This window comes from Psychroflexus montanilacus (assembly GCF_020164535.1).
In the GTDB taxonomy this organism is placed as follows: Bacteria; Bacteroidota; Bacteroidia; order Flavobacteriales; family Flavobacteriaceae; genus Psychroflexus; species Psychroflexus montanilacus.
The window spans coordinates 173957-188610 of record NZ_JAIQZC010000003.1 but is presented as its reverse complement, the minus strand read 5'-3'; the positions used below and the strand labels follow the sequence as shown (position 1 = coordinate 188610).

The 14654-nt window shown below is 39.4% G+C and carries 16 protein-coding genes; 11 read left to right on the top strand and 5 right to left on the bottom strand.

What is annotated here, in order from left to right:
• Window positions 1-158 precede the first annotated feature (158 nt).
• From LB454_RS09820 to LB454_RS09775, 10 genes are all read left to right on the top strand, one after another.
• Complete coding sequence (locus tag LB454_RS09820; RefSeq protein WP_224464495.1) at window positions 159-539, top strand: SPOR domain-containing protein; 381 nt, start codon at window positions 159-161, stop codon at window positions 537-539.
• A gap of 102 nt (window positions 540-641) precedes the next feature.
• On the top strand, window positions 642-1325 hold the full coding sequence (locus tag LB454_RS09815; RefSeq protein WP_224464494.1) for a DUF2064 domain-containing protein: 684 nt from the start codon (window positions 642-644) through the stop codon (window positions 1323-1325).
• Window positions 1326-1399: 74 nt separating this feature from the next.
• Window positions 1400-1735 carry an arsenosugar biosynthesis-associated peroxidase-like protein gene (locus tag LB454_RS09810; protein WP_224464493.1) on the top strand — a complete coding sequence of 112 codons (336 nt, stop codon included), beginning with the start codon at window positions 1400-1402 and terminating at the stop codon, window positions 1733-1735.
• A 47-nt stretch (window positions 1736-1782) separates the two neighbouring features.
• The gene (gene arsS, locus LB454_RS09805; protein WP_224464492.1) at window positions 1783-2835 is read left to right on the top strand and encodes an arsenosugar biosynthesis radical SAM (seleno)protein ArsS; all 1053 of its coding nucleotides are present in this window, start codon (window positions 1783-1785) and stop codon (window positions 2833-2835) included.
• A 15-nt stretch (window positions 2836-2850) separates the two neighbouring features.
• Window positions 2851-3819 (top strand): arsenosugar biosynthesis arsenite methyltransferase ArsM, encoded by a 969-nt coding sequence (arsM, locus tag LB454_RS09800; protein ID WP_224464491.1) that lies wholly within the window; start codon window positions 2851-2853, stop codon window positions 3817-3819.
• Between the two features lie 80 nt (window positions 3820-3899).
• Window positions 3900-4397 (top strand): rhodanese-like domain-containing protein, encoded by a 498-nt coding sequence (locus LB454_RS09795; RefSeq protein WP_224464490.1) that lies wholly within the window; start codon window positions 3900-3902, stop codon window positions 4395-4397.
• Window positions 4397-5041, top strand: a complete 645-nt coding sequence (locus tag LB454_RS09790) for a TIGR04282 family arsenosugar biosynthesis glycosyltransferase (protein ID WP_224464489.1) — start codon at window positions 4397-4399, stop codon at window positions 5039-5041. The genes LB454_RS09795 and LB454_RS09790 overlap by 1 nt, the downstream gene beginning before the upstream one ends.
• 27 nt (window positions 5042-5068) lie before the next feature.
• Window positions 5069-5881, top strand: a complete 813-nt coding sequence (locus tag LB454_RS09785) for a purine-nucleoside phosphorylase (RefSeq protein ID WP_224464488.1) — start codon at window positions 5069-5071, stop codon at window positions 5879-5881.
• 163 nt (window positions 5882-6044) lie between these two features.
• Window positions 6045-7145 carry an acyloxyacyl hydrolase gene (locus LB454_RS09780; protein ID WP_224464487.1) on the top strand — a complete coding sequence of 367 codons (1101 nt, stop codon included), beginning with the start codon at window positions 6045-6047 and terminating at the stop codon, window positions 7143-7145.
• On the top strand, window positions 7142-7891 hold the full coding sequence (locus LB454_RS09775) for a GIN domain-containing protein (protein ID WP_224464486.1): 750 nt from the start codon (window positions 7142-7144) through the stop codon (window positions 7889-7891). The genes LB454_RS09780 and LB454_RS09775 overlap by 4 nt, the downstream gene beginning before the upstream one ends.
• Window positions 7892-7904: 13 nt before the next feature.
• Here the strand turns inward: LB454_RS09775 and greA are convergent, their stop codons facing one another.
• The gene (greA, locus tag LB454_RS09770; RefSeq protein ID WP_224464485.1) at window positions 7905-8381 is read right to left on the bottom strand and encodes a transcription elongation factor GreA; all 477 of its coding nucleotides are present in this window, start codon (window positions 8379-8381) and stop codon (window positions 7905-7907) included.
• A 109-nt stretch (window positions 8382-8490) separates the two neighbouring features.
• On the opposite strand from greA, the gene LB454_RS09765 reads away from it, so the two are divergent.
• A complete protein-coding gene (locus LB454_RS09765) occupies window positions 8491-8916 on the top strand; it encodes a hypothetical protein (protein ID WP_224464484.1) in 426 nt (141 codons plus the stop codon).
• Here the strand turns inward: LB454_RS09765 and LB454_RS09760 are convergent.
• From LB454_RS09760 to LB454_RS09745, 4 genes are all read right to left on the bottom strand, one after another.
• The gene (locus LB454_RS09760) at window positions 8909-9877 is read right to left on the bottom strand and encodes an ABC transporter ATP-binding protein (protein ID WP_224464483.1); all 969 of its coding nucleotides are present in this window, start codon (window positions 9875-9877) and stop codon (window positions 8909-8911) included. The two genes, LB454_RS09765 and LB454_RS09760, sit on opposite strands and share 8 nt — an antisense overlap.
• 85 nt (window positions 9878-9962) lie before the next feature.
• Window positions 9963-12560 (bottom strand): T9SS-dependent M36 family metallopeptidase, encoded by a 2598-nt coding sequence (locus LB454_RS09755; RefSeq protein ID WP_224464482.1) that lies wholly within the window; start codon window positions 12558-12560, stop codon window positions 9963-9965.
• 140 nt (window positions 12561-12700) lie between these two features.
• Window positions 12701-13285, bottom strand: coding sequence for a DUF3332 domain-containing protein (locus LB454_RS09750; protein ID WP_224464481.1), 585 nt, complete (start codon window positions 13283-13285; stop codon window positions 12701-12703).
• Between the two features lie 78 nt (window positions 13286-13363).
• Window positions 13364-14623, bottom strand: a complete 1260-nt coding sequence (locus LB454_RS09745; protein WP_407692591.1) for a BaiN/RdsA family NAD(P)/FAD-dependent oxidoreductase — start codon at window positions 14621-14623, stop codon at window positions 13364-13366.
• Between the last annotated feature and the right edge of the window lie 31 nt (window positions 14624-14654).

Sequence of the window (14654 nt, the reverse complement as noted above, 5' to 3'; positions counted from 1 at the left end):
ATAGGATTGAGCGTCAAAAAAATTGACTACAAAAGTAACACTTAAAGAGCGTTTCTGGAATACCTACATATGTTAAATGGCAATTTATAATCTTTCTAAATTAGAATTTAAATGCTTTATTTTACCTTTAACTGTACATTTGCTTCAAAACCAACACCATGTTAAAAAATTTGCTATTGTTTAGTATCACATTTATTACCTTTCTCTCAGTTAATTTTTGTTTTGCACAATCCAAACTTACTGCTTCAGAGCTAAGCACAATTCAAAACCTAGTTAATGAAAAGCATAAATTAGAATCAAATAACGAACTTAAGAGCACCTACAAACTTCAAATCTTCTCCGGATCACTTGAAGAGGCAAAAAAAACACAGGAAAAATTTGAATCTTTAGAACTAGAAATCAATTCTAAAATTGTATATCAAACTCCAAATTACAAAGTATGGGTTGGAAATTTCAGAAACAGAATTCAAGCCGATAGAGCCTTTGAAAAAATGAAATCTGACTATCCAAACACCTTAATCATACGTCCTGGAAAATAAAAATGGCCTCCCCACTAATTTAAAACTTGGTATCAACGTAATATTTTGATATGGTTTGAAAAACCTTAGTAAGGTTTTGCTCGTAAGTAAGACTAAAGACATATGATGGGACAAACCGCTATACTGATTTTTTCTAGATCTCCTGATGCTGAATGTCGTTTCAAACGCTTTAGCGGCAATTTTGATTTCTTCAAAAGTCAAGAGAAACGGCTTAATCAACTTTGTTATAAAACACATCTGGATACCTATGTCTTTGATGAAACCCTTCAAAAGGGGACTACCTTTGGAGAGCGATTTTGCTATTCGGTATCAGAAATCTTTTCAAAAGGATATGATAATATCATAGTCATTGGCAACGATAGTCCACAATTACAATTCCAGCACCTCGCATCGAGCATAAAAGCACTTCGGTCCCATAAAGCCTGTATTGGGAAAGCCCTGGATGGAGGATTTTATCTGCTAGCCATTCCAAAATACCAGTTTCAATATTCTAAATTTTTAGCGCTAAGCTGGAAGTCTTCAAAATTGAATTCAGAGCTTATCCAACTCTTAGAGCCACACATTGGTATCGATTTTCTACCTTGTTTAAAAGACATCGATTGTCAAACTGACTTTTCAAATTTGCTCAATTTTGCAGATCAACTTTATACTGATGTTATTTTAATATTAAAGAGAACTCATCGCCACGTCAACTTTAATTTTCAATGTTATTCTTTGCTAGTTGAGCGTATAAGTATAGGTTCTTATCAGAATAAAGCCCCACCTCTACTTTTGAAATTAGCTTAAGGCTACTTCAGAATACTATTTACTCAACACATTTATAACCAAACAGGGAAATTTCCCTCATAAACTCATAACCCATGTCAGACTCATATTACGACCCAAAAGATCTTAGAAAATTTCCAAAAATTACAGACTGGAGTGAAGAACTTGGTACCAAATTTTTTGATTACTACGGAAAAGTATTTGAAAAAGGAGCGCTCTCTGAGCGTGAAAAATCACTGATTGCCCTGGCAGTTTCTCATGTGGTGAAATGTCCGTATTGCATTGATGCTTATACACAAGATGGACTCCAACGCGGCATCACCAAAGAAGAAATGATGGAAGCTGTGCATACTGGAGCAGCGATAGAGTCTGGAGCAACGCTGGTCCACGCCACTCAAATGATGAAGAAATACGATAAGTTGAGTCATTAAGATTTTATCTTAAAAACTCAACGCCTAACTTTTAAAAACATTCAGAAATGGCAACGAAATCTCTGCTAGCTAGAAAGAAATTGATGGCGAAGGCCGAAGAACAGCTAAAGTTCCTTTCCAACGGAATCTTCAAAGATGAGCTTCCTACCTTCAAAGATCAATTGGAAAAGATCAACGATTTCCCGCTGAAACCAAAATCACTTGAAATCCTACAGCTCAATCTTGGCTATATGTGTAACCAAGTGTGCGAGCATTGCCACGTGGATGCTGGCCCAGACCGAAAGGAAATCATGACCAAAGAAACCATGCAGCAGTGCCTGGATGTCATCAAAACAACTAAAGCTCACACGCTTGATTTAACTGGCGGAGCTCCAGAGATGAATCCCAACTTTCGCTGGTTTGTAGAAGAAGCTGCTCAACTTGGGGTAAAAGATTTCATCGTGAGATCCAACCTCACTATCATAAGAGCAAATAAAAAGTACTACGATTTGCCTGAGTTTTTTAAAAAACACAAGGTTCATGTAGTGAGCTCAATGCCACACTGGACCAAAGGTAAAACCGATAAACAGCGAGGCAGTGGTGTTTTTGACAAGTCCATAAGGGCGTTACAAGATCTGAATGCTATTGGGTATGGTTTGCCAGATTCTGGACTTCAGCTGGATTTGGTTTACAATCCATCGGGTGCTTTTCTGCCTTCCAACCAAGAGGCTTTGGAACAAGATTTCAAAACAGCCTTAAAAGAAGATTTCGGTATTGAATTCAACAGCTTATTCACCATCACCAACCTCCCGATTTCAAGGTATCTGGATTACCTCATCGCATCAGAGAATTACGAAGATTACATGTACAAACTTGTAGATGCCTACAATCCAGCTGCGGTCAAAAATGTGATGTGTAGAAATACGCTTTCTATAAGTTGGGATGGCTGGTTGTACGATTGTGATTTCAATCAAATGCTGGAAATGAAAGTGGACAGCCCGGTGCAACACATCAAAGATTACAACGAAGAACAACTACAAGACAGATCCATTTGTGTCTCACAACACTGTTATGGATGTACCGCTGGTGCGGGAAGTTCATGCCAGGGAAGTGTGGTTTAAAAACTAAAAAAGAATATGAGTTACTTAGAAACTACTTACGATGTCTATAAAGACGCTGCACTTACCCCAGATGTGGGACTGTGCTGCACTACAAACCTAGTGTGGGAACTGCCAGGATTAAAGATTCCAAAAATCATGCAGGAGATGAATTATGGCTGTGGCAGTACGGTACATGCCCGGGATTTATCCAACGACCCAAAGATGCTTTATGTTGGCGTGGGCGGAGGCATGGAATTGCTGCAATTTGCGTATTTCAATCGCCAAAAGGACGGAGTGATTGGGGTAGATATGGTAGACGAGATGCTAGAAGCTTCCCGAAAAAACTTTAAAGAAGCAGAACAAGTCAACCCTTGGTTCAAAAGTGATTTTGTGAGCCTCAAAAAAGGAGATGCGCTTCATCTTCCTGTTGAAGACAACAGTATTGATGTGGCTGCACAAAACTGTTTGTTCAATATTTTTAAGGCAGAAGATCTTAAAAAAGCCATCCAAGAAATGTATCGAGTACTGAAGCCTAATGGCAAATTGGTAATGAGCGATCCTACTTGTGAGCAAGATATGAATGAGACCTTGAGAAATGATGACAGACTACGAGCGCTATGCCTCAGCGGAAGTTTACCCCTTGCGGATTATGTAAAAGCACTCACCGATGTAGGTTTTGGGACTATTGAAATAAGAGCGAGAAAGCCATACCGCATTTTGGACTTAAAGCATTACCCTACCGATGAATTGATTTTCATAGAATCTGTAGAAGTCGCTGCTATCAAAGATCCTATGCCAGAAGATGGTCCTTGTATTTTCACGGGAAAAGCTGCCATTTATTATGGAGATGAGTCATTTTTTGATGATCAAAAAGGACACATTTTACTTCAAAATCAGCCATTGGCGATTTGTGATAAGACCGCAAAAGCTTTGTCAGACCTAGGAAGAGATGACATTTACATCAGTGAGTCTACGTTTCATTATGATGGTGGCGGGTGTTGTTAAATTTAAAATACCGTAACTTTAGATTTAATCAAATCGGTTTATGAATTATAAGTAAAGTTCACCTAAAAAAGTTGATTTAAATGAATTTGAATTACTATTTATTACTGATTCTATTTCCATTACTGAGTCTTTCCCAACCTACGATTGATGAGGCTATTGAAAAGTACAATTCAAAATCAGTTGACTATATCCGTGTATCAGAATTGGTTCAACTGAAAAATTCAAACCAAAGCATTAAACTTTTAGATGCCAGAGAAGCATCAGAATATAGCATCAGTCATCTTCAAAATGCGATGTTTGCAGGCTACGAGGATTTCAGTCTGAAGTCCATTCAAGATCAGCTCAACACGCAAGACACTATCGTCGTGTATTGCTCGATTGGTGTGCGCTCCGAGCAGATTGGTGAAAAACTTCAAAAAGCAGGCTATAAGCACATTTTCAATCTTTACGGGGGTATTTTTGAATGGGTAAACAGCGGGCAAACAGTCTATGATCAACACAACAAACCCACCAACAGAATTCATGCTTACGACCGATTTTGGGGTAGGTATTTAGAAAAAGGAGAAAAAGTATACTGATGGAAAATTTAGTCATCGTTTTTGCAAAAAACCCAGAGCTTGGTAAGTGTAAAACGCGTTTAGCCAGAAGCATCGGAGATGAAAAAGCACTAGAAATTTACAAGGAACTGATTCAGCATACTGCTACAACTATAAGCAAAGTCAGCGCTAGTCGAGCAGTATTTTATTCCGAAGAGATTCAAACGCAAGATTTATGGGATGATGCCTTGTTTCAAAAGCATCTTCAAAGTCAAGGCCATCTGGGACAAAAAATGCAAGCTGCTTTTGAATGGGGCTTTGCGAAAGGCTACTCCAAAATTTGCATTGTGGGCAGTGACTTGTTTGAGCTAAGCGCTTCGGATCTTGACAACGCCTTCCAGGAACTGGAAGTAAACGATATGGTGTTTGGACCAGCGAATGATGGCGGTTATTACCTCATGGGCATGACAAGGTTTTATGAAAAGGCCTTCTTGGAAAAAGCCTGGAGCACCGAGACGGTTTTAGAAAAAACTCTAAACGATCTAAAGGGCTTGAGCATCGCTTTTTTGGAAACCAAAACCGATATTGACACCGTGGAAGACCTGGCAAAGCATCCAGAGTTTCATAAGTATATCCCAAACTCAATTTTAAAAAAACTCACATCAACTCATAAGACCCGCATGTGATCATCAAAAAACAATAAAAATAAACGCATGAAAGACAGACTAGAAAAAACGGTAAGTTACCTCCAGGAAAAAGGCTTTGAAACCCCAGAAATTGGCATCATTCTGGGCACCGGACTAGGACGACTCATCGACCATATCGACATCGAAAAAGAAATAAGTTACAACCACATCCCGCATTTCCCCACAGCCACGGTGGAGTTTCACCAGGGCAAATTCATCTTTGGAACTTTAGGCGGTAAAAAAGTAGTGGTGATGCAGGGGCGTTTTCACTTTTACGAAGGCTATTCCTTACAAGACATCACCTATCCCGTCCGCATTATGAAGGAATTGGGCATCCAGAAACTTTTGGTCTCCAACGCTGCGGGAGCCATCAACACCACTTATAAAAAAGGCGATTTGATGCTGATTGATGATCACATCAATCTGCAAGGTGGCTCCCCTTTGGCTTTTAAAGGAGTTTCTCAATTTGGAGAACGTTTTGTAGACATGCTGGCGCCTTACGATAAGGAAATGAATACCACGTTCAAGTCCATTGCCAGGGAGAACGACATTATTCTGCACGAAGGCGTTTACGCCTCGGTGGTGGGCCCTCAGCTAGAAACCAGGGCCGAATACCGTTACCTGGGCATCATTGGCGCAGATGCGGTAGGCATGAGCACCGTACCCGAAATTATTGTGGCCAATCACCTTAAGTTGCCTGTGGCGGCCATTTCGGTATTAACCGATGAGTGCGACCCCGAGAATCTACAACCTGTGAATGTGGAAGAGATTATCGCTGTGGCCAATGCAGCAGAGCCAAAGCTGGTGACCTTGTTTAAAGGGTTTATAGAAAGTATTTAGGGAATTTACGGGCTTGCTTTCCAGGGAACGCAGGCAGTCTTTCCGCTACAAGTCGGCTTGTGGTTCTAGAAAACATATAAGTGCACATGAAAAGTGGACTTGTGAAACTTAAGTCCACTTCACCAAATAAAGTTTAAGTTTGCAACGTCCAGTTGACTAATCAATGAAACCAAACTATCTGTTATGTTTATGGCTTTTCCTATGCTTACACTCAAGCATAGCACAGGAAAAAAACTATACTGATGCGTTTCACGTCGATTACCTCTACGGCAGAATCATGAGGCACAGTCCTCAAATTTTGCACCTCATCCAGGGACCAACAAATGGAATACTCTTCTCCTGGGAGCGTAAAACCTACGGAGATAAAGAATGGCAGCAACTGTATAACTACCCAAGTTACGGAGCCTCCTTACTGGTGCAGGATATGGGATCACCAGAACTGGGCCGGGTGTATAGCCTCCACGGAGAGTACCGGTTTTTCTTTTGGGAGCGACAACTCAGCCTGAAAGCAGGACTTGGTGCTGGATATATTCCAGACACTTACGATCCAGTCAACAATCCTAGAAACACGGCTTACGGCTCGTCGCTTACTGCCTCCATCTTGTTCGGCTTGGAATACCGGCTTGAGCAAATTTTTGGCTCTCCTATCGATTTTAAATTCGGTGCTTTTTTGGTACATTATTCCAATGGCAAAACCAAATCCCCCAATACGAGCACCAATAATTATGGACTGCAAATCGGGCTAAGTCACCAATTTTCTGAAACTGAAAAAACCTATAAAACTTCCGTACTGGAACCTTTGGACAAGTCCTGGACCTGGGATTTTGTAGCAGCTTCAGGGGCCAACGACAGTGGGATCTGGGGAGAAGACAATGAAGCCTTTTTGACGCTCACCACATCTATGAACAAACGGCTTTCACACCGCAGCGGATTAAGTCTGGGGGTCGATGCTTTTTTTACACCCTCGGTAAAAACCTTTATTCAATACAGAGCAGCTGCATTTCCGGAACAGGATGATTTCCAGGGTGACGAAGACTGGAAGCGAGTTGGTTTATTTGTGGGGCATGAATTGTATTTGGGGTCATGGAGTGTGTTATCGCAAATCGGGTATTATGTATATTACCCTGTGGAGTATTTGGACAGAGAATACCTTAAGGTTGGCGTTCGTCGTTATCTCACAGACAAGTTCTATGTATCATTGTTACTCAAATCACACTATTCTAAGGCTGAAGCCATTGAATATGGAATAGGTTTACGCTTATGAAAAAGTTAGTTTTTATATTGGCCCCAGTCATTTTTCTTTTCGCATGCGATGTCGATTCAAACAGGGACTGCATTCGCGGAAGAGGCAAAACCGAAACACGTGATTTAAGAATTACGGACTTAGAGCGAATTACCATTGGTGAAAACATCAGACTTGAGATTTCTTATAGCGAAGAAGAAAGCCTGGAAGCCGTAGGTGGCGAGCATCATTTGGACCAACTTGAAATTATTCAAAATGAGAAAGACTATGAATTCAAAATCAGTAGTCTTTGTCCAACTGGATTTTCTGAAGCGCCCATCGTCCTAAAATTAAAAAGCTCCACATTGAATTCTGTGAGAAATTCCTCTCAATTTCAAGTGGTAAGTACCAGTATTTTAAAATATCCAGACCTTAGCCTGATTTCCGAAGATTCAAACAATAGCGATGCCCTGAGTCTTGGTAACTTCCACATAGAAGTTGATAACACAAGGGTCAACATCGTGGGAAATGGGATATCCGATTTTGTGATGAGCGGATCGACAGAGCTACTCAATTTTGGTACTTATTCTGGTTCAGGGACAATTTTAGCACGAGATCTGGAAGCCGATGTCATAAGGGTTTTTCATCGCTCATTCAGAGATGCCGTCGTCACTCCAATCCAACGCCTGGAAGGAGAACTTAGATCTACTGGCAACCTGATAAGCACAAAAAAACCTCCACTTGTGGAGGTTGAAGAGTTTTATGAGGGTAAACTTATTTTTGAGTAAGTTGACGTTTTAATTAATCTCTGGAAACTTCAAGGATTTCAAATGTCAAAATCCCATTGGGAACTTCAATTTCTGCCGTATCTCCAGCTTTTTTTCCCAGCAAACCTTTCCCGATAGGAGAATCTACAGAAATCTTACCTGTCTTTAAGTCAGCTTCACTCTGTGCCACCAACTTATAGGTCATTTCTTTGTTCATTTTGGTATTTTTCAACTTCACATTGCTGTGTATCAAAACTTTGGAGGTGTCCAATTGAGATTCATCTATTACTCTTGCATTAGCGACCACCTCTTCAAGTTTAGCTATGCGCATCTCAAGCATCCCCTGAGCTTCTTTGGCGGCATCATATTCAGCATTTTCACTTAAATCTCCTTTATCTCTTGCATCTGCAATGTCCTGGGAAGCTTTTGGGCGTTCCACATCTCTTAACTGGTCAAGTTCTGCTTTCAGCTTTTTAAGGCCTTCTTCGGTATAGTATGATACTTTACTCATAATCTTATCGTTTATATATAACAAAAAAAGAATCCCGGGTGTTTCGAGATTCTATACTACAAATATAATATTTTTGTGGCTTCAAAGTCATAAACATCTAAAAATTAATATGAAAGCTAGCCTTCTCCTTATTGGACTGTTTTTATTGATAAGCTGCGAAAGTGATGACAATCTTAGGAGAAATCCAAATTTATTGAACATCAACGTCAACTATGAAGTGAATCTGAGTCTACCACAATTCAATAACCTTAACTTTAGTGGCAATTCAGTCTATGTTCCAGGTCAGGGAAATCTAGGACTGATTATCGTCAATTCTGGAAGTAGTTTTCTCGCCTGGGATGCAGCCGATCCTAACATTGTTCCAAATGATTGTTCCAGACTTATTATAGATGGATTAAACGCAGCATCTACCTGTGATGATCCCCCAAATGAATACAGCCTTATCACCGGTCAACCTCTGGTAGAAAATTTGAGATTTCCACTTTATGCCTATCGCGTGACCGAAAGCAACGGGGTTTTGAGAATTTTTAATTAAGTCTCTGCTCAATCCTTTCAGCGTTCAGTTCAAAATAAACAGATTCACTTTGTTTATAACTTACTTCAGAGCTCACAAATATGGATTTGGAATTATACTCCAGCTCAATAAGGTAATGTGAACCTTTAAAATAACTTGCACTCACTATCGCCTGAAATTGAGAATTTTCTACAATCTTCACTTCATAAGGAAATACTAAGATATTTTTGTCTTTAAAATCTATTTCAAATTCAGCTGAAGATAGAACATTCACATCTCCAAACAGGGAAGCACAGTATTCATTTTTAGGTTGCTTGTAAACCTCCCTTGTTGTTCTACAATCCAAAGCTTTTCCTTCTTTTAAAACCATGATACGGTCCGAAAACGGTAAGACGTCATCGGAGTCGTGGGTGGCATAAATACAGCTGATGTTTTCTTTTTTTAAAAATTGAAAGAGTCTCCGTCTCAATCTGTGCTTCAAAAACTGATCGATGTGACTAAAAGGCTCGTCGAGTAAAATCAACTCTGGTGGTTTAGCCAAAGCCTGAGCCAAAGCAACTCTTTGTTTTTGACCACCGCTTAGAGTTTTTACTTTCTGGTGTTTGACCTCTTCAAGATCAAACAAGTACAGCAGTTCGTCACTTCGTTGGGTATTTTCTTCTAAAGTTTCACGCGATAAAAACTTCTGAATGTTCTCTTCAGCTGTCGTAAAGGGCATCAAATCAAATTCCTGAGAGAGGTGTTTAAACTTTTTAAAACCAGGAACCAGATTGTAAGCTGGCCCCAGTATTTTTTCTTCATTCCAGTGCACACTGCCTTCATCCAAATCAAAAAGGCCATATAAAGACTTGATGAGCGTGCTCTTGCCACAGCCACTTTCCCCTATCAAGGCCAGATGCTCTCCTTTATGTAATTCGAAATTAATATTTGAAACTCCATTCCTATTTTTATGAAAGTAGGTAAGGTTTTTAACTTTTAGCATTAGGATGTATTTACACAAAGGTAATTAAAGCAAAAAGACCGAAGTCAGCTGACTTCGGTCTTTTCCATAATCAAAAATCTAGTTATTAGTCTACAATCAATTTTTTGGAGTAGGTTTTACTTCCAGACTCTACAAGTACGATATACATACCAGAGTTTAAAGTTTGAATATCTACTTTCTGATCATTATCAGATGTTCTTGAAAGTATCAGTTTTCCATTCATATCATAGATATCTACTTTAGAATTTGCAAGATTTCCATTGGTCAAACTCAAGCTAAAGCTTTCTTTAGCTGGGTTTGGATAAATACCAAAGGTGTCAAATCCAAAACTATCATTTGACAAAGAACAATTCAAAACGTCATCTGGTGGAAGGTCAAATGCTTCTTCCTGATCACTTCTGTTGAATGAACTCCCTTGATCTGCACTCCATCCAAGTCCTCTACTAGCAAAAACTTCCCAGATCAAACATTGGTTTGCACCGTCATTAGCCAGCATATCAGCTTCTAGAATAGCATCACGGCCATCTACAAACCCAGGTGAACAAGACTGAAGTTTCATCCCGTCAATAACCAGCTGCATGTTGATATTGTTACCTCCTGTTCCATTATAAAGATCGGAATCGAAGCCATAACGATCTATCAGAGCCCAGTTTAAATCCCAAAGCATAGTAGCCCAGACAAAACCAATACCATGAGGCTGACTTATATTCTCATTGTTTGTTATGCTATAGGTAGCTGGATTTAAGCTTGTATCGGTCGAATATTGAAATGGTCTAATCCCATTACCATCAGTAGGTTGAGATACAGCAAATGTTCCAATACCTCTCCCCTGAGTTGCTAAGTCTTCTTCTTTAATAGTCATCATAAGGCCTACCCAGTCACTCCAGCCTTCTCCCATTTGTTCAGCATTGGTTAAACATGATGCGGCAGAAGCACCACCAGTGAGTCGATTGGAAATACCATGGCCATACTCATGAGCAATAATTCCATTGTCAAAATCACCATCTATTTGATATGGACCATTATTAACCAAAGAACCTGAAACGTTTTCACTATTTTGAAGCGCTTCGATGATAGCCTCACCATCAGTTTGACTTACCATAATAGAAGGTATAGAAATACCTGTATCATCTCCTCCCATGGTAATTGGAGCTCCAGGAACATTGTTGACCATAATAACAGCAATAGCTCCGGCTGCTTCAGCCCTTTCTACTTTTTCTACAAAAGCACAAGAACCCCTTCTGATGATTGCAATTTTTTCATTTAAGTCTTCGGCATTTGCTAAGTCTTCACAGGCATCATTTTCATCTGGATCTGCTTCAACATCAACTGCTAAAGCAAATTCAGCAGTAATGGGATCGGTTCCAAGAATAGGTCCAAAACCAGCTGGCACACCAACGTAAGATCCAGCTAGACTCTCTGGAGTATCTATAGTTAAATTCTCTGCCGGAGGTCCTGATGGATTCCACAAAAACATAGTCATTCTAGGGCGTGCACCATCTGGTGGTGTTCCAAAAGTAGCATTGTTCACCCCTCCGCCATCTTGAGCTTCGGCTCTTACATAATCGTTTCCGTTACCTTCTTCTGTATAATTGGTCTGCTGAAAATTTCCCGAGGCTTCATCAAATCCATAGTATGCCCACATATCGTGAATGATATTGTTCCAATAAAATAGGTTTGTAATGGCAGCATCTTCGTACAAAGCAGGTGGCTGATTGAAATCTAAAGGAAAATCAAAATTAAGTTCTTCTCCTCCGTCTGGAGCATAACCAGGAACATTTGAAGCCGATCTATCTTCATAAGCATTCACATTGTTACCTCTGGTGATCGTAAATTCAGGACCTTCCACGCCATCAGTGTCATGCCATCCAAAAGGTGAAAATTCTGTATCTGCTGGGTTACTAACCAACTCTCTAGCGCCGTGATTTGGAGACTCTATTGGATAAGGATATACGTTGTATACCGCACCATCTATAGCAGTTGACACCGTTTCTTGTTCTGATGATGGAATTACAAAAGGGACCCTCAATTTCCTATCTGCTAAGGAAGAATGATCAAAATTACAATTGACAATCCAGTCTTCCTGCTCCAAGATTCTACCGTTTAAAGCATCTATTCTAACACTCCACCAATGTGAACCATCAATCATATGAATTGACAAATCCCATGCTAAATTTAAATCACCACTTTCAGATTTATGATAAACCAATCTTACAGGTATTTCATCAATGGATATTCCAGACTCAGAAAGTGTCAGTTCATTTGCCGAATTTGACTTAACAACGGTAACTTGACCTGGTTGCCCAATTCCTAGTTGTGTAGAAGCTGCATTCAGAGCTTCCGTAGGAGATAATGAAGGATTCTGACTGGAAATTCTTGAAGTCAAATCAGATTCAAAATTATATTTAGCATACTTTACATCATTATCACGTATAGCAAAACTGCCTATTGCATTAAAAATAGGAATACCGTTAAAAGATTGCTGAACATACACTAAATCAGCACCTATACTCTTTGAAGTATGTTTAGAATTCATTACTATATCTGAAAAATCGCTCGTAGACAATTGGTGTTCAGATTGTTTTTGTTCCAGATAGTTCTTGACAAGCTGGATTTCATTTTGAGCATTTAGAAAGGAAAAAGATCCAAACATAAATAAGATGAGCAGTAATTTTGATTTCATATGATTTAATTATTAAATTTTTAGCAACATAACTATAAATTTTACCAAATTAAAACTAACAACTGTTAATATTTTAAATTAAAAAAAACCACTTGAAATAAATCAAGTGGTTTTTCAAAACTATCAAAAAGCCTTTTTGCTTATTTAGCGTCGGCCCACATAGAAGATTCGTAATCAGCTACTTTACCTTGCAAAATAGCCATATTTTGTTCTTTCGAGGCGTTTGGATCCATCTTGATCGCTTCGCCTTCTGGTGTGTACACCATATAGAAGCCGTCTTCCATTGAAGCTAACTTAGTCAACTCACCATCTTCACCGATAGCGTTCCAGGTTTTGTTTTCTGGTGTGTAAACCATTTCTAGAATTTCACCTTCATTTTCACCTGAAAGGACTTCAACAGTAAAATAATTTTTGGTAGCAGTCATTTTTACGTCCTGACCTTTTATTGTAGCATACTGTGTTTCTTTTTCACCCTCTGCCATAGCGATAGGATTGTCTCCTGTCCAGAATTCGAGTAAATTAAAAAACAGCACATCACCGGCAATAAACAAACCATACACTGGAACAATGTTTAGGGCCCAGAAAATTAAGTTATCCAGAAATTTGTTGTCAGTTAGCCCATCGTTCCAATCTCTTAAGGAATTAAATGCACTAAAAGACCCTAAGCAACTTGTACTTAATAAAGTCATTGATAAAGCTCCGCAAATAAAAATTTTCTTTTTCATCTTGTTTAGGTTTTAGGTTATTCATACAATTTAGTTGTTAATAATCAACCTGACTTTTGACTAAACAGAAATTTAACATTACAAGGTTTCACTTAAATGCCGTGCGCAAATAAAACCACTGGTCCACGCACCTTGAAAATTGAAGCCTCCGGTCACGGCGTCGATGTTTAAAACTTCACCTACAAAAAACAAATTGGCATGTAATTTACTTTGAAAAGTTTTAAAATCAATTTCTTTTAAATCTACGCCACCTGCAGTTACAAATTCATCTTTGAAAGTGCTTTTCCCGTTTACATGAAACTCTCCGGCACAAAGTTCTAACGCCAAAGACTGCATTTGAGGCTTACTCATATTCGACCAATTCAAGTCCTGTCCGATAGAAACAGAATCCAGAAGGCTTTGCCAAAAACGCTTAGGTAAGCCCTCAATAGGATTGGTGTACAAAAATTGTTTAGGCTGAATTGATTTTAAATCTTCAAAATGAGACTTCAGTGACTCCACATTGTGCTGGGGCAGCCAATTTACCCTGAGTTGAAACTGATGATTCAACTCGCTAAAAATTCTAGCTCCCCAGGCCGAGAGCTTCAAAATGCAAGGACCACTTAATCCCCAGTGGGTAATCAAAAGTGGTCCAGACGAATGAAGCGATTTAAGCTTTTGCTTCGAGATGCCTCTATCCTTGGTTGTAAATACTTCGACCTCAGCTTGAAGACTGATGCCTGGAAGATTGATCAACCGTTCGTCTTTTACATTGAAGGTAAACAATGACGGCACTGGCTTCACCACTTTATGACCAAGTGTTTGAATCAATCGCCACATTTTTGGACTGCTCCCAGAAGCAACAATAAGCTGTTTGGCTTGTACATTAAGTCCTTTTCCTTTTAACTCCCAAGTATAATCTTGATCTTCCACTTTGGTGATCACATCTACACCTGCATTGGTTTTGACCTCTACCCCTAATTGATCAGCTTCCTGCTGAAAACAATCAATAATAGTTTGCGAAGCGTCTGATATAGGAAAAACACGTCCATCTTCTTCGATTTTGAGCTCAACACCTCGCTCTTCCAGCCAGGCAAACATGTCGCCAGTCATGAATTGATGAAATGGACCCAAAAGTTCTTTATGCCCCCGAGGGTAATTTTGAGCCAAAGTTTTAGGATCAAATTCTGCGTGGGTGACGTTGCAGCGTCCTCCTCCAGAGATTTTAACTTTACTCAGGACCTGCTTCCCTTTTTCCAAAATAAGGATTTTCACTGCTGAATTGGATGCTGCTAGATTAATGCCTGCAAAAAACCCTGCGGCTCCACCACCAATAATAGCTACATCTGTATATCTCATTTCCATGAGGCAAAAGTAATGGAATAGAAGC